Source organism: Streptomyces sp. RLA012, from assembly GCF_056270325.1.
Genome location: NZ_JBWDPA010000002.1, coordinates 8,045,009 through 8,060,391, shown reverse-complemented (window position 1 = coordinate 8,060,391; position 15,383 = coordinate 8,045,009). Strand labels below are relative to the sequence as shown.

15 protein-coding genes and 1 pseudogene are annotated in these 15,383 nt (G+C 66.0%); 8 read left to right on the top strand and 8 right to left on the bottom strand.

The features are described 5' to 3' along the window. Positions 1-165: 165 nt before the first annotated feature. Positions 166-939, top strand: coding sequence for a cupin domain-containing protein (locus RV986_RS36980; protein WP_475921532.1), 774 nt, complete (start codon positions 166-168; stop codon positions 937-939). A gap of 92 nt (positions 940-1,031) precedes the next feature. Further along, the gene (locus tag RV986_RS36975; protein ID WP_475921531.1) at positions 1,032-2,885 is read left to right on the top strand and encodes an ABC transporter ATP-binding protein; all 1,854 of its coding nucleotides are present in this window, start codon (positions 1,032-1,034) and stop codon (positions 2,883-2,885) included. A gap of 38 nt (positions 2,886-2,923) precedes the next feature. Here the strand turns inward: RV986_RS36975 and RV986_RS36970 are convergent, their stop codons facing one another. The 3 genes from RV986_RS36970 to RV986_RS36960 form a co-directional block, all read right to left on the bottom strand. Then, entirely contained in the window at positions 2,924-4,582 is a 1,659-nt protein-coding gene (locus RV986_RS36970; protein WP_475921530.1) for a tetratricopeptide repeat protein, read from the bottom strand. A gap of 233 nt (positions 4,583-4,815) precedes the next feature. After that, positions 4,816-6,204 carry an IS1380 family transposase gene (locus RV986_RS36965; RefSeq protein WP_475916098.1) on the bottom strand — a complete coding sequence of 463 codons (1,389 nt, stop codon included), beginning with the start codon at positions 6,202-6,204 and terminating at the stop codon, positions 4,816-4,818. A gap of 50 nt (positions 6,205-6,254) precedes the next feature. Continuing rightward, on the bottom strand, positions 6,255-7,364 hold the full coding sequence (locus RV986_RS36960; RefSeq protein ID WP_475921529.1) for an AfsR/SARP family transcriptional regulator: 1,110 nt from the start codon (positions 7,362-7,364) through the stop codon (positions 6,255-6,257). Positions 7,365-7,743: 379 nt separating this feature from the next. Between RV986_RS36960 and RV986_RS36955 the strand changes: the two genes are divergently transcribed. From RV986_RS36955 to RV986_RS36940, 4 genes are all read left to right on the top strand, one after another. Beyond that, positions 7,744-7,932: a hypothetical protein gene (locus tag RV986_RS36955; RefSeq protein ID WP_475921528.1), complete on the top strand. Its 189-nt coding sequence runs from the start codon at positions 7,744-7,746 to the stop codon at positions 7,930-7,932. Positions 7,933-8,895: 963 nt separating this feature from the next. Next, positions 8,896-9,846 (top strand): alpha/beta fold hydrolase, encoded by a 951-nt coding sequence (locus RV986_RS36950; RefSeq protein WP_475921527.1) that lies wholly within the window; start codon positions 8,896-8,898, stop codon positions 9,844-9,846. 41 nt (positions 9,847-9,887) lie between these two features. Beyond that, on the top strand, positions 9,888-10,475 hold the full coding sequence (locus tag RV986_RS36945; RefSeq protein ID WP_475921526.1) for a hypothetical protein: 588 nt from the start codon (positions 9,888-9,890) through the stop codon (positions 10,473-10,475). Positions 10,476-10,652: 177 nt separating this feature from the next. After that, complete coding sequence (locus RV986_RS36940) at positions 10,653-10,856, top strand: phosphotriesterase family protein (protein ID WP_475921525.1); 204 nt, start codon at positions 10,653-10,655, stop codon at positions 10,854-10,856. Positions 10,857-10,965: 109 nt separating this feature from the next. Here the strand turns inward: RV986_RS36940 and RV986_RS36935 are convergent, their stop codons facing one another. The 3 genes and pseudogenes from RV986_RS36935 to RV986_RS36925 all read right to left on the bottom strand — a co-directional run bounded on the left by RV986_RS36935 (position 10,966) and on the right by RV986_RS36925 (position 12,238). After that, on the bottom strand, positions 10,966-11,478 hold the full coding sequence (locus RV986_RS36935; protein ID WP_475921524.1) for an alpha/beta fold hydrolase: 513 nt from the start codon (positions 11,476-11,478) through the stop codon (positions 10,966-10,968). Between the two features lie 2 nt (positions 11,479-11,480). Beyond that, a pseudogene (locus RV986_RS36930) lies at positions 11,481-11,897 on the bottom strand (RNA polymerase sigma factor); the annotation flags it as partial. Positions 11,898-11,977: 80 nt separating this feature from the next. Next, the gene (locus RV986_RS36925) at positions 11,978-12,238 is read right to left on the bottom strand and encodes a hypothetical protein (RefSeq protein ID WP_475921523.1); all 261 of its coding nucleotides are present in this window, start codon (positions 12,236-12,238) and stop codon (positions 11,978-11,980) included. Between RV986_RS36925 and RV986_RS36920 the strand changes: the two genes are divergently transcribed. Beyond that, positions 12,225-12,722, top strand: coding sequence for a hypothetical protein (locus tag RV986_RS36920; RefSeq protein ID WP_475921522.1), 498 nt, complete (start codon positions 12,225-12,227; stop codon positions 12,720-12,722). The two genes, RV986_RS36925 and RV986_RS36920, sit on opposite strands and share 14 nt — an antisense overlap. Here the strand turns inward: RV986_RS36920 and RV986_RS36915 are convergent. Further along, entirely contained in the window at positions 12,680-13,027 is a 348-nt protein-coding gene (locus RV986_RS36915; protein WP_475921521.1) for a hypothetical protein, read from the bottom strand. The two genes, RV986_RS36920 and RV986_RS36915, sit on opposite strands and share 43 nt — an antisense overlap. Before the next feature lie 241 nt (positions 13,028-13,268). Here RV986_RS36915 and RV986_RS36910 point away from each other — a divergent pair, with 241 nt between their 5' ends. Then, positions 13,269-14,015, top strand: coding sequence for a hypothetical protein (locus tag RV986_RS36910; RefSeq protein ID WP_475921520.1), 747 nt, complete (start codon positions 13,269-13,271; stop codon positions 14,013-14,015). 71 nt (positions 14,016-14,086) lie between these two features. Here the strand turns inward: RV986_RS36910 and RV986_RS36905 are convergent, their stop codons facing one another. Further along, a complete protein-coding gene (locus RV986_RS36905) occupies positions 14,087-15,295 on the bottom strand; it encodes a M20/M25/M40 family metallo-hydrolase (RefSeq protein ID WP_475924567.1) in 1,209 nt (402 codons plus the stop codon). Positions 15,296-15,383: the final 88 nt, after the last annotated feature.

The window sequence follows — 15,383 nt, the reverse complement described above, 5'->3', positions numbered from 1 at the left end:
CGAACGGGCAAGAGAGCGAGTGACTTCGTGACAGAGTTCCGAGATCTCGTAGGCGACGAGGACATCTTCTTCAGCCAACACTTCAACGCACGTCCATTGCTCAGACGGAAGGCTCTTGCACATCCCCGGGACCGAGTTCTGCCATGGAGAGCTGTCGACGGCCTGGTGAACCTGGAGGGCGTCCGACCGCCGTACATCAGCATCGCCAAGGACGGCAAACCGGTACCTGAGCAGTGGTTCACCAGAGCAACGACGGTGCAGGGAGCACTGATCCTGGACGCAGTCGTTCCGGAAAAAGTAAGGGAACTCTTCGCCTCCGGGGCGACCATCACGTGGATGTCCCTGAATCAGATCCTTCCGGACGTGCGGGAATTCTGCCGTCTCTTCAGCGATGTCTTCGCGACCCGCAGTGACGCCGTAGCCTTTCTGACACCTCCCGGAACACAGGGATACCAAGCACATCGCGACGCGGTCGACGTCTTCGTCGTACAACTCGAAGGTCGAAAACATTGGCGCGTCTGGGAAGACCGCTCGTCCGGGACAGGCCTGTGCGACACCGACGCGCTGGGAGCGCCTTCGATCGACGTCTTTCTGGAACCGGGCGACCTTCTCTACATCCCCTATCACATGCCCCACGTGGCCGCTGCGGAGGACCAGGTGTCGCTTCATCTGTCCGTGACCGTACGTCCACGCACATGGCGCGACCTGTTGCTGCTCAGCGTCCACCGGATACTCGGCGGATCCGAGTTCGATGAATATCCACACGTGGCCTCCTCCGACGCTCAGCATGTGGAGAAGGAACTGACAGGCAAGTTCGCCGAGTTCATCCGTCAGCTGGATCAGGCGAATCCGGAAAAGGAGATTCAGGACTATGTACGGGTGGGCAGGAGCCTGGAGGGTTCCTCCGCCGTCACTCTGAACTCGGACACTGCCGAATGAAACCCCGGGGTCACGGCGACACAGCCCTTGAGGACGCCAGCGCCGAGTCCGAGAGAGAACTGTTCGGCGGTCGGCTCCGTGTCGCCCACGGCATGATCCGCCACGACGGCGCGGCGCAGCGTATGGACTTCGCCGGCATGCTACGGCGACTGCCCGGACTGCTCTCCCGGACCATGAGCCTGGGCCTGCAGGTGGACCGGCGGGCGCTCATCACCTTTCTTGCGGCAGAGGTTGGCCAAGGCATTGCCTCTGCATACATCCTGATCTCAGTGAACTCCGTGCTGGCTTCCGCGCTGCGGGTGGGCATCAGCTGGAACGGAATCGGGCACCTCACGCTTCCACTGCTTGGGATAAGTACCGCCGGCGCACTGGTAGCCGGACTGAAGGCGATGAGTTCGGGAGCCACGGGACGTCTGCAGCCCAAGGTGGAACGGCGCGCTGCGAGCGAACTCCTGCGACGGGTGAGCCAGGTTGAGCTGCAGGCTTTCGAGGATCCTGGGTTCCGGACCGTTCTCGACTCCGCTCACCCGGGTACGATCGCCGCGGGACGCATGATCCAGAGCAGTTCGGCGATCACCAACAGCATCGTCTCGCTGCTGGCCATGAGCGGTGTACTGGCCGCGCTTCACCCGGCCCTCTTCCCCCTGCTCTTTCTCATCGTCCTCCCGAAAGGGTGGGGGGCGATGCGTAATGCCCGGTGTGCCTACGAATCGATGCATTCACGAGTCGAACACGTGCGGCAGGAACAGGTACTGGCCCGCCTTTTGACCGATCACCAGGCAGCCGCGGAAGTGAGAGTGCACGGGGCCGGCCCGTTTCTTCTGAGGCACTATGAGGCCATGGCCGCGGGTGGCGAGGCCGAGTTGAGCCGACTGGCGAGGCAGGCCGCCAGGACACAGCTGCTCACCTCCGCCGTGACCGGCTGCGCCACCGTGCTCGTATATGCCGCCCTGGTCTCTCTGCAGATCTCGCAGCAGGCGGCGATCGCGGGATTCGCCACCGCCCTGCTGGCCATCCGGGTCGGAACCGCCGGGCTGCAGCGCCTGGTCACGGGCATCGACCAGCTCTACGAACAGTCACTCTTCTTCGGCGACTGGGTCGAGGCGTGTCGGGAGGCGGAGCGCATGGCCATCCCCGCGCGAGGGAAGACGTTGGCGGATGGCCCCCTGGTACTTGAATTGCGGGGTGTCGGATATGCCTACAGCGGCCAGCGGCAAGCCGCTGTCGGCGGCGTCGACCTGACGGTTCGACCGGGCGAGGTCGTTGCGCTGGTCGGGGAGAACGGAAGCGGGAAGACCACACTCGCCAAGATCATCTCTGGCTTGTACCTACCGCAGCACGGCACTGTGCGATGGGGCGGCACCGAGGTGACAGAGGCCAACCGGTTCGATGTCTTCGAACGGGTGGCCCTGCTGAGCCAGGACTTCAAACGGTGGCCCTTCACGGCACGCAGCAACATCACGGTGTCCGAGTTTTCGAGGTCGGGTGATACCGGCGCACTGGCCGAGGCAATCGCGTACGCCGATGCCGATCCCTTTCTCGCACTGCTGCCGGGGGGTTGGGACACCATCCTGGACCGATCATTCCAAGGTGGTGTGGAGATCTCGGGAGGTCAGTGGCAACGTGTCGCGTTGGCGCGAGCCAGATTCCGTAATTTTGATCTCCTGATCTGCGACGAGCCGACATCGGCGCTGGACCCGAAATCGGAAATCGAGGCGTACCAGAAAATCCGGGGACTGGCAGATTCGGGAAAGTCTGTCCTTCTCATCACGCATCGTCTGGCCTCCGTGAGATCGGCGGATCGTATTGTTGTGATGGAGCAGGGTCGTGTCATCGATTCCGGAACTCCGGATGAGCTGTTGAGCAAGCCCGGCAAATTTCGTGAACTCTATTTGATGCAAGCCTCGCAGTTCGGCTCGCATGATGCCACGATGGCGAAACAATGAATTCTGGATCCAGATCGGCGGGGGAAGGTCTTGCAACGTCAACAGTCGGCCAGCTTTTCTCTGACTTGATCCGCCTCCAAAAATCTGAACTGGACCATGTAGAGATCGTGCGCGGCCCTCCAGGTGGCAACGGCGTCTGTCGTGCGGCCGGCGTCCAGGTAAGCGCCGCCAAGACGGGTCAGCGTGTTCGCCTCCTCGTAAAGGTCGCCGCTCTCCTGGTATATCGTGCGTGCCTCGCGGTACAGATTGATCGCATCCGAGTGCTTTCCTGTCCGGGCGGCGATGTAGCCCAGGCTGTCCAGGGCCGCAGCTGATTCGACGCGCTGACCGTCTTCATGGAACATCCGTAGCGCCTGCTCACACCGGATGCGACCACGCTCGTACTTTCCGAGCTGGGCGAGGTACCAGCCGACTGCGTTGAGTCGCTGAGCCACCCAGACAGGGGAGTCGATCACTTGGAAAAGACGCAGAGATTTTCGAGCCTCTGCGAGAGCCCGTGCGATGTCTCCCTGCCGGGCAAAGGACCAACCCAGGGCATGGTGCGTGAGAGCCGTCCCCAGGGTGTCATCGAGTGTTTTCAGCGGATCCAATGCCTGGGACAGGTGAAAAATTGCTTCGTCGATATTCCCTGACATCATGTTCGCCCGACCGATGTAACGGTACGTCTGCGCAGATATATTCGTGTCCTGGAGTTGCTCAGAAGCAGTCAACGCGGTTTGCCAGGCAGTGAGGTTGTCCTGATGCACCCCCTTCTTCACGTGAAATATTTCCATTACCCAGGCCAACTGCCAGGCTCGATCGAACCAGCCCTGTTTCATGGCTGTCCCTTGTAGAGCCATGAGGGTGGGCTGTTCGTTTGAGAACCAGTTCATAGCGGCCACCGAATCCGGAATAATTGCACCGTCTTCATCGACCACTGCCAGCGGAATCTCTATGGGTTGCCTGTGCGGAGTCAGTACTCTGTCGGCGTGGTGGGCGCTCATGAGATAGGCGTCCACAAGACGTCGGAAGGCGCCGGTGACCGCCTCCTCCTGAAGAGTGCGTCGACCGCATTCGGCGGCATAGAGCCGAACCAGGTCATGCATGCGGTAACGGTCGGGCTGATACTGATGGAGCAGGTGGGCCGACTCCAACTGGTGCAGCCAGTTCCGGGTCCTCGGCTCCGGAGCATCTGCGAGACAAGCCACGGCGAACAGCGAGAAGTCGGCTTGCGGAGCCAGTCCCAACAGGCAGAAGACGTGGGCTGCTTCATCGCTCAGAGTGGCGTACGACGTGGTGAAAATGGCTCGCAGGCCGGACGACAGTTCTCCCGATTCCAGGGCGTCGAGTCTCGTTGCCGCTTCATCCAGCTCCTTGGCCACCACAGCGAGAGGCAGACCCCGATTGAAGGACGCACGTGTCCCCAGAATGCTCAGGGCCAGCGGCAGGCCGGCGCTTCGGTCGAGGAAGGTGGTGATCGCATCAGGTTCGCGTTCGAGAGCCTCGCGCCCCAGGTGATCCGCCAAGAGCTGACGAGCGTCGTCATCGGTCAGCGTCGTCAGTGCTATCGAGCGTGCTCCGTGGTTCGCGACCAGGCCGGACAACCGATGGCGACTGGTAATCAGCACAGTGCAGCTCGGGGCTCCCGGCAACAGCGGCGTCACCTGGGTGCTGTCTCGGGCATTGTCAAGAACAACGAGAATGTGCTTGTCCGCCACCAACGACCGGTACAACCCCGTCTGAGATTCCAGAGAAACCGGAATGGAGGACGGCGGGGCACCGAGTGCCTCAACCCGGATCCACCGGCTTGATTCCCGGTTGATCGTTTCGGGGTCGCGCAGGCCGTGTCGGGGCTGAGTTGCGGATTCGGGCATGGGGTGGCCGCTGGTCTACCCAGCTCTTCCACTTTTTCCACAGGTCTCGGGCCCTTTCGGGCAGGTCGGTCAGGGAGTCAGAGGACGGGTGGTGCATGCACCGTGCTGAACAGCTGGGCGAAGTCCTCGCCCCAGGGCCAGCGTTCGGGCAGGTGCAGGGTGAGGCGGCGGGCGGATCGGGCCAGACGGGCGGGCACGTTGATCAGGTGGTCACGGATGGTGGCGGTGGTCGCCCTGGCATGGAATGTTCCGGCCAGGGCGCCGGCGGCGCGGGTCAGATTGTGTGCCAGGGCCGCCAGGGCGAGCCACGCGGCATTGGCCTGGAAATGCCCGGACGGCGCGTGGGCGAAGGCGCTGTTCTTGACATCGGCGATCACCTGCTCGACGACAGCGTGCCGACGGTGATCACGCTCGGCATCCCTCAAGGCGAGCGGGGAGTCGGTGAACGCGGCGTGGTAGCGCCAGGTGTTGAACAGGGTGCCCTGCCCGACGGGGACGGCGTCAGGGTTCAGGCGCTTGACGCGGCGCACGATCAGACGGGCGGTGACCTGCTGCTTCTTCGGCTTGGAAGTGAACGCGGTGTAGGGGACCTCGGCTATCTCTGCGTCGGAGATCCAGCACTGGCCCTCCTCGTCCCAGACAGCCTTGGGGTACTTGATCGGCGTCCAGGCGGTCTCGTCGATGTGGGCGATGGCGGCCTTGACGGAGGCGTTCATCCGCACGGTGACGGAGAAGCGGGCACCCAGAGCGCGGCAGGCGTTGATGACGTCGGCGCCGTAGAACGCGGAGTCCGCCCGCAGTACCAGCAGGCCGCTCGCGCCGCAGGCACGGGCGGTGCGGATGGTCTCGGCCACGAACGCTGCCGCCCCGCGCGCTGAGTTCGAGGGCCCTTTACGCAGCCTGGTGGCGGCGATCACGGGGGCGGACAGGGGTGTGGAGACGATGCCGAGCAACGCGTTCAGGCCCTTGACCTTGCTGTATCCGTAGCCTGCACCCTGTTTGGCGTAGCCGTAGGTGCGGCGGATGGTGTCGTCGATGTCCACGTAGGCGACCTGGTCCGCGCCGGTCAGCAACGGGGTGTGACGGGCCAGTTCGGGCAGGAACCGGCGGGCCACGGCATGCAGTTGCTTCACATGCCCGTGCGTGAAGGAGCGCAGGAACGACCCCAGCGTGGACGGGGCCCGCACCCCGGAGAACAGGCGGCCCATCGCGCCATGCCGCAGCCGGTCCATGTCCTCGATGCTGTCGGCGCCCGCGGCCATGCCGCCCACCAGCGACATCAGCTTCGCGGCGGGGAAGGCGCCGGTGCCGTCCTTCGAGACCGGCAGCCTGATGTGCTCCCCGGCCAACGCCGGCAGACCGCACCGCTCGGCCAGCCGCACCACCGGCTCCAGCCCGCCGTACGCGACCAGGTTCGGATCATCGAACGTGGAAGAGACCGCCGCCGCGGCATGGGAGGATTGCATCTCGGAAGTGCCTTGCCGATCGTGCCTGATGTGGTCCTAGAGAAACCCCATCATCGCAGGTCACAAGGCACTTCTTCGTTTCCGGAGAAACTATCCACAGGCATCAAGCCGGTGGATCCGGGCTCAAGCAGACTTCGAAGGGCGACACCAGGCGACAGCGGTTCCTGGCCAGGGGTAAAGCCACGAAGATCCACATACAGTTGCCCGTCGGGAAAGAGGCTCAGTCGACGGTGTGCCCAACGGAGGGCGAGCCACGTCTTGCCGACCCCCGCCATGCCACCGATGGTCATCACGCTGAGCGCATCGCCGTTCGTCGACGAATCTTCCAGCGTCTGGTCCAGGAGAGCCAGTTCCTGAGTGCGCCCGGCGAAGAGCGCAGGACACGCGGGGAGCTGACGGGGCACAGGCCACACCTGGGGAGAGCTACGCCCGCCAGGCCGCGGTCCGACGGCAAGGTCTGCGGTGAGGATCTGCTGGTGCAGCGCCTGCAGTTCGGGGCTGGGAGCGATTCCGAGCTCCTCCGCCAGCAGGGTGCGGATGCCTTCGTAGTGTTCCAGCGCCTCCCCCTGTCGGCCCGCGTGGTAGAGCGCCGTGATCAGTTGTCCGGCGAGACGCTCGTCCAGCGGTCGGGACGCGGCCAGGTCTCGCAGCGTCGGCAGCAGTTGCTCTGCCCACCCCTGACGCAACCGAATGTCGTGGAGGTGCCGAAGTGCCACCTGGCGCTCGTCCTCCAGCCGAGTGCGCGTGACTTCGACCCAGGAACCGGACAGATCGGACAGAGCTGCGTCCTGCCACTCCTCAAGGGCGTTGCTCAGGAGTTCAGCGGCTCGCTCGTCCTCGGCCTTCCGGGCCAGGGCAACGCGACCTCTGAACTGATGGACGTCCACGCACTCGGGAGCCACTTCCACCACGTAGCCACCAGTGTGACGGAGCACCCTGAGCCGCTCCTCGGGGACTCCCGCCAACTTGAAGACGGCCCGGATGCGAGTGATGTAGCTGTACAGGGTGCTGCGTGCCGAGCGCGGTGGATCATCGCCCCAAACGCGGTCTATCAGCTGCTCGGCAGAGACCACGTGCCCCGCGTCGAGGAGCAGGGCTGCGAGTACGCATCGCTGCTTCGCAGGGCCGAGGTCAAGACGCCGGCCCTCCGAGAACGCCATTACGGGACCAAGTAACTGAAATTTCACCTAACTCCTCGATATGTCCTCAAGGGGCCTCGCCTGTGACGTGACAGTGAACACTAAGCCCTTCGTGGGTGAAGCATCTTATCGGGTCACGCGTATGCCCGCGGCGAGGTGGACCGCCGCGGGGTGTACGCGGAGGCCAAGACCGTGATGTTGCCAATGGAGATGCCACCTCGAATCCGCAGAGAAATCCAGCGCCGAGGATATTTCGATAATCCAATGAGGCGGCATCGAATAAATGCCGACAGCGTTGACATGACGGAAGTTCCAACCCTAGGCTAATGATTGCGAAAGAAGAGGGAATTCACCTCGGCGCAATCACCGAATCACGCCAATTTCGAAAATGGGAGTTTCCATGGACAAATCCAAGATCATTGCATTCGCCACCGGCATCTTCGCGGTTGGCCTGGCCGCAGCCCCCGCGACGGCCGCGACCAGCAACGAGGTATCGACGCCGACCGCTGCGCACAGCACCCCCGCTCCCGCAACCGGCACAGCGGCCGATGAGATTCTCGGAACGAACGACTTCCCCTGCTGTGTCTAGATGATGTCGGAGGGTGGCTGCTCGCTCGGCGAGCGAGCAGCCACCCTCCGTCATTCTCCATACGGTCGATTGAGGTCATCCGTGAAATCTCTCCGTAAGATTCGGCAGCTCATTTCGGTAAATGGATCCCAGCAAGCGAGGGCTCTCCTCCTCACGGAGGCCGTCGTAGGCGTCGCCGGCGTAATTTCGAGCCTTGAGGCACTGTGGATGGCAAGGAGAGAAGAAGCCGACGCGGGCATCTATCCATGGCACTTGGTCCGGCAGAGGTCTTCTTCCGAATCGTGCGCTGAAAAAGCCGTCGAAGGATCACGACTCGTGGCGGCGGTTTGCCTGTTGGCACCCCGGACGAACGACCGTACGCGGGCTGCGGCCCTGGCATGGCTCGCTGCGTCATCGGCACTCACGTATGGCCGCCGTAACTTTCGGTCCGACGGATCGGATCAGCTCCTCTTTCAGGTTCAGGCAGCCACGGCGCTGGCCCGCCTGAGCGGTCGCAGAAGCACTGTCGACTCATGCCTGTGGTACATCGCACTGCAATCCACGCTCGCCTACTCAGTTGCCGGGTACTCAAAACTGGCGGGCGCCGACTGGCGATCGGGAGCCGCGCTCCCCGGAATTCTGAGAACAGAAGTATACGGCAGTAGGTGGGCATTCGAGCTTGCGCAGAGGCATCCGAGATCGGCGTACGCAGCGAGCCTCGCGGTGATCGCCGGAGAATGTTGTTTTCCACTGCTCTACTTCATCAAGAAAGGCACATTGGCTCACCATTTCACCATGGCAGCCGGTTCATTTCATTTCGTCAATGCGTGCACCATGGGACTGGGCAGATTCTTCTGGGCTTTCACCTCTTCATACCCTGCAATAATCTATACAGCGCGAGAGTTCCCACGCATGAGACCCGTTGCGGCTGCTGAATAATCTCCGAAGACCTATCGGACTTTTCCATACAATGTGAGCAATGCAATGAGCACCGACTTCACGCTTCCGAAAATCGTGATGGGCGCCACGGCATCCGTCGCAATGCTGTCACTGGCGCGATCTGGAATGCGCCGCAGACGAGTACTGAACGGCCGCGGAAACGAACATCTGCTCACCACACGAACCGGGAACGTGCTCTCGTATCGAGTCATGAACTCAGGCGTTTCACGCGGGTCACGATGCCCGATCATCGTGTGCGAATCGGGGCTTCTGGCAACGATGGAGCACTGGACCTGGATGGTCGACGCCGTGCCGGAATCAGCGCCCCTGGTTCTCTACGATCGTGCCGGATACGGACGCAGCCGCTACCGGGCTGCCGGACCGTTCGGCGAAGAAACCCTGGTGTCCGACCTGGCGGATCTGATCTCGGCCATCCGCGGAGACCGGACGGTCCTGCTCGTGGGTCATGCCATGGGAGCGGGCATGGTGATGCGGGCCGCGGAAGCACTGCGGGAGTGCCTCGCGGGTGCCGTCCTGCTTGAGCCCGTCCTGACCAGCCATTCCGACCGCTCGTCCGAGGGGGACGCCGCAGGAGCGAACACTGTCTCTCGGATTTCTCCCCTCTTCCTCCGGTCCCTTCAGCTGGGATACGGAGACCTGCTGTCCACCCCCGACTGGACGGCGCGACTTCCGTTGGCCGCCCGGACGCTGTGTGAAGAGCAGTTCAGAGATTCCCGGATGTGGCAGGCGGCCCGTCGTGAGGCGTCCCTCCGCTCGGTGGTGGGAACCGTTCACGACGATCTCCTCGGACGTTTCCCCTCGCCCATTCATATGGTCTCCCACAGCGACGCGGACACCACAGGAGTCCCCCGGTTCAGCCACATCACCCAGCACCGCCTGGGGTCCTGTCTGCCGGGGCGCATGCTGCTGGACCGCGAAACAGCCGAACAGGCGGCCGCGATCACGACCGAGGTCTGTCGACTGGCCGGAGGCTGAACACACCTATGCATCTGAGTCGATCCTTTACCACCCGGTGCGTGGAAGCACTGCTGGGAGCGGCGTTGACCGCGACCATCGTGAGCCAGCACCCCCTGCGGTCCTTCGACCGGATGAGAAGGCTGGATCGCACCAATCTTCTTCTTCCGGATTGGCGGCTCTTCGCTCCTACTCCAGTCATGCACGACTTCCACCTCCTCTACCGATGCTTCGAGGGAGACCGCGAGGGCGAATGGGAAGTGGCTTCTCGAATAGCGGAACGTAAGCTGTCTCAACTGTTCTGGCATCCCGAACGACGCCGTGACAAGATATTCTTCGATCTCTGCCAACAGATGTCGTTCTCGGCACTCGGAAATCCGGCGACCGCCAGGGACACCTCGGTCTATCGAATTCTAAGAGATTACATAGCCATCTGTTCGATCACCGATAATCCACAACGTGATGGATTCCAGTTCATGGTCATAAGGACGGGAGGTCACGACGGGAGTGAATCCCCCCTGTCCACTTACATCTCCCCTGTCGAGGCAGCAGACCCAAGCCCTTCCGCCGCCGGCCGCGGCAGACGCGTCGGACTGTACGCCGGGGCAGGTGCGGCGTTCCCCGAGACGGCCGCTGACCAGCGCGGCTGACCAGCTGTTCGTACACCGCGTTGCCGGTCTGCCGCGTTGCCGGTCTGCCGCGTGGGTGGCTCGGCCCGGCGCGTGTGGCCCGCACCGCCGGGATTCCCCGGCCTTCGTCGCCTTCACCGACTTCGGCCGTGATGAGGCGCCGTGTCGGCAGCCCCGGGCGAGCACCGAAGGATCCGCATGACCTCGACCCCGCAGGTACAGACTGTCCGCGGCCCCGTGTCGGTAAGTGACCTCGGCGCCGTACTGATGCACGAGCATGTCTTCGTTCTCAGCGAGGAAATCCGGCAGAGCCTTCCGGAGACCTGGGACGAGCAGGAGCGCGTCAGCGACGCCAACGGTGCTCTCCTTCCGGCCGCCGACCGCCCAGGTCCGAGAGCGTGACGCAGGACACTGCGCCGACGTCGAACGTCTCATCGGATGGTCTTGTCCGGTGCGAAGGCCGCGATGTGGACGAGCGTGGCCACAGCCTCGTGCCGACCGGCCTCGGTGATCACAGCCCCTCCGTACCGCCGCGCGCTGTGGCCGTCACGAAACGCGCCACCGCCTGCGAGAAGGCCTCCGGCTCCTCGATGTGGCCGAAGTGCCCGCTGTCCTCCAGGATCAGCAGTTCCGATCCGGGGATCAGCCTGTGCAGTTCCTCGGACCACCGCACCCCGCAGATGACGTCGTGGCGGCCGACGACGACGAGGGCCGGCACGGTGAGTGAGCCGAGGTCCGCACGGTCGTCGACGACATGCGGGGAGAGGTCCTCGTCCAGCCCGGAGATGTGTGCGGCCCGCACGGAGGTACGCAAGGGAGCGAACTCCGCCTCCCGGCCCCAGTAGTCGGCGAAGTACGCGGGGAGCAGCCCCCTGGCGACGGCCGTCATCGTGGCGTCGTCGGAGATGGTGGGGATGGCCTGGAAAGCCGCCAGGACCTCGGGGAGGCCGGGGTGGTCGGCGTGGTCCGCGGCGAACGACTGCACCAGGCGCATGGCCTCGGCGACGTGTTCGGGACCGGTCACCGGCGCGCTGCGGGGGACAGCTCTTCCATGGCCTCCCAGATCCAGTCCCGCATCGCGTGGTGCTCCAGCCACCGCTCCGGACCGTCGTCCGTGGCGGGCACCTGCAGATCGTCGAGCGGTTGGAAGGGAACGGAGTCCCGCAACAGGGACCGGCTCGCGTTGCGCACGATCATCCGCAGCCATGCGCCTACGGCCGCCGGGTCGCGGACGTCGCCCACACGGCGGAGCGCGGTCACGGCCGCGTCCTGGACCACGTCGTCGACGTCGGGACCCGGTCCCAGAATGCTCAGTGCCACCGCGCGCATACCTGCCCGGTGCCGCTCCAGCAGCAGACCCAGGGCAGTGACGTCACCCGCCTGCGCGGCACGCGTGAGCACCGCGTCCTCCAGGCGTGCGGTTTCGCCCGCGTTCCGGCTCATGGGGTTCCTCTTCCGGCGTCTCCCGTCGTGCGTGTGACCGTACTGTGCGGGGCCCGTTCGCGTCACGGGGTGTCCGTCGGTCAGCGTGCCGGGCCGCGCCGCACCACCTTCCCCTTCGCGTCCGCGTCCGCGTCCGCGTCGAGCGAGGCCCCGCCGTCGGGCCCGGTCACGGTGACCCGGACGACGAGGGCGCCGGTCAGGTGGTCGGCGGTGAGCTGCCAGGTCTGCGGGGAGCGGACGCCGAGGCTGGACCTGGCCTCCTCGACCAGCGCGGGGAGGCGCTCGTACGGCAGGGAATCCAGGTCGAACCCGGGGGCCGGGGTGCCGGTGGGGGCGTACACCCGGTCGGACCTCGGGGCCCACGAGCGGGCGGCGGTCGACGCCGCACTCGCGCTCGCACTGCCCGCGGCCCTGGCACTGGAGGCGGCACGCTACGACTTCGCCACCGGCCACGCGCGCAGCCAATGGCTGCGACTGGCCCAGGAAGCGATGCGGCTGGCCTTCCGCCTCGCCGTGCGCCGCCAGGATCAGGGGCTGCTCTTCGAACTGGTGGAGTTCCGCTGCGCGGGCGCTCCACTGGCGCTGGACCGCACCCCGCCCCCGGATTCCGCCGCGGGTGCGGCGCTCTTCCCGGACGGCGCGATGAAGACGTACGGGCATACGCCGGTCGGCTTCGGCGCCTCGGACGGTCTGCGCGTCGCGCTGCCGCCCCAGGTGCTGATGTCGCCGGACCACGACCGCACGGCGTTGCGGGAGTACGTGGAGGCGGCCGAATCCCGTTATCACCGGTGGGTCGTGAGCGAGGAAAAGGTGCCGTCCTGGTGACCGACAACGACGACGGCCCGGCAACGACCCGCCCCGTCGTCCAGGTCCGGCTGGCCGACGCGGGCGACCTGTTCATGGCCTGGCGATGGACGAGCGGCGCTCAGGGCTTCGGCACCGGGCACGCGCCCGGGGACGAGATCGACGCGGCGGTCCGTGCGCTGGCCGCGGCGCTGCCGGGCGCGGGCGAGGGGATGCGGAGCGCGCTCACGTCGGGGGCGATGGCCGAGCACCGGACCGAGCACCGGCTCGCGAGACAGCTGGCCGAGGCGCTGTGGCCGGTGGGTCTGACCCAGCAGCTGCGCCATGTGTCCGCGGGCGGCGCGCGCCCGCTGGTCCGCATCCAGCCGTCGCCCCGGGTCGCCCAGGTCCCCTGGGAGCTGCTCGCCATCGACACCGACACCGACGTCCGGCTCATCGATCTCGCGGACGTCGTGACCACGGCACCGCTGTCACTGCGACAGCCGGGGCCCCGCCCGCCCGGCCCCGGCCACGGCCCCAGCCCCAGCCCCAGCCCCGGACGCCGTCGTACTCGTCCTCGACCCTCGCGTGCCCGGATTCCGGGCCGACTCCCCGCTCGGTTCGGTACTGGGGCCGGCGGGCTCGGACCCCGCGCTGCTCTCGCTGGTACGGCGCCACCTCGACACGGGCGTCGTCGTGCCGCCGCTCGCCACTCCGGCCGAGGCCTTCCGCCGCACCGACCTCGACCGGGAGTGGCTGAGCCGCGTTCTCCGGGAGGGCGCGCGCAGGCTCATGTACGTCGGCCATGTGAGCGGGGCGCCGGTGGAGCACGGGCAGAGCGAGGACGCGGCCCTCCACCTGTGCTGCGGCCCCGGGACCAGCGGCTTCACCGAAACGATCCGTACACATCGGCCGCTGTCGGCCAAGGACCTGCTTCTCGGCACCCTCACCATGGCGGCGGACGGAGTGCCCGGTTCGCGGCTCTGGCCCGCGCCGCGTCGCGTCGCGTTGATCGCCTGCGAGAGCGGCGGCGACCTCCGGTTCGCCGAATCGTTCGGCCTGGCCTCAGCGATGATCCACCACGGCGCCGAGCTGGTCACCGCCACCCGCTGGGTGCTGCCCACCAGCTTCGCGTTCCACCGGCTGGCCGGCCTGGCCGAGTCCGTACGACCGCTGTCGGAGGCGATCGTCGCCGTCGACACCGCCCACGAGTACCGCGACCCCGTACACCGGCTCGGTGTCTGGCAGCGGGAACAGCTGGACCGCTGGCGCACCGGCAACCGGATCGAGCATTCGCCCCTGCTGTGGGCGGCCGTCAGCTGCATCGTCGTATGACGACCGCCGTACGGGCGTCGGGGTCGGGGTCGGGGTCGGGGTCGGGGTCGGGGTGATCACGAGCCGCCGCTTCACGTGGGAGTGACGAGGGTCCGGGCGACGAGTTGAGCGAGCAGTCGGGTACGGGGGATCATCTGCGTGACCCGCACATGCTCGCTGTCCGCGTGGGCACCGCCGCCGACGGCACCCAGACCGTCCAGCGTCGGGCAGCCCACCGCCGCCGTGCAGTTACCGTCCGAGGCGCCGCCGACGGCGACCCCGCGCGGGGGTTCCTGGCCCAGCTCCGACGCGATGCGGGAGGCAAGGGCGAACAGTTCGGCGGAGGACTCCGGTTCCAGGGGCGGCCGTTTCTTGCCGCCCAGCACCGTCAGCCGGGCGCCGGGGGTCCGGGCGGTGAGCCCCCGCATGAGCTGGTCCGTCCGGTCCTGCGCCGCCCGGGTCGGCACGCGCACGTCCACCGATATCTTCGCCAGCGCGGGCACGGTGTTGAGCGTGCTGCCTGCCGACATCAGGGTGGGTGTGATGGTCGCGGCTCCCAGAACCGGACCGATGGCATCAGCAGTACCGGTGGCATCAGTGGCACCGGTGACACCAGCCGTACTGGGGACACCAGCCGTACCGGTGGTGGCACCAGCCGTACCGGTGGTGGCACCAGTGACATCGGTCGAGGCCCCGAGACCGGCGATGGCCAGTACCTGGTGAGCGGCCTCGACCGCGGCGTTGATCCCCTTGTGCGGTTCCAACCCCGCGTGGGCGGCCTTGCCGTGCACCACGACCTCATACCGTGAGGTGCCCATTCGGGCGGTCTTGAGTGCGCCCGCCTCGTTCGCGGACGCCTCCAGCACGAAGGTGGCCACACAACCGCGCGCAACCTCCTCGATCAGCTCCCGGGAGGTCGGGGAGCCGACCTCCTCGTCCCCGTTGACCAGTACGCACACGCCCTCCGGGGACGGCAGGGAGGCCAGCGCGTGGAACATCTGCACCAGCCCCGCCTTCATGTCCAGGACTCCGGGGCCCCGGGCGATCCCGTCGACCGCCGACCAGGGGTGGGTCTCCAGCGAGCCCATGGGCCACACCGTGTCGTGGTGTCCCAGCAGCAGCACACGCGGTGTGCCGAAGGTCCACCGCAGGTGGGTCACACCGTCGAGCACGATCGTCTCCGGCGCCGCGCCCAGCAGTCTCGCGCCGAGGGCGCCGACCACCTCGGCGCTACGGGCCAGTGCCGCGTGGTCGGCGGAGAAGGACTCGCAGACCACCAGTTCCTCAAGATCGGCCAGCATCGCGGGTAATGCGATCACGTTTCCCCCTCGGATTGGCGATGTCATGAGACGTTACGAAGGGGCAAGACATTCCACCAGCGACTGGATT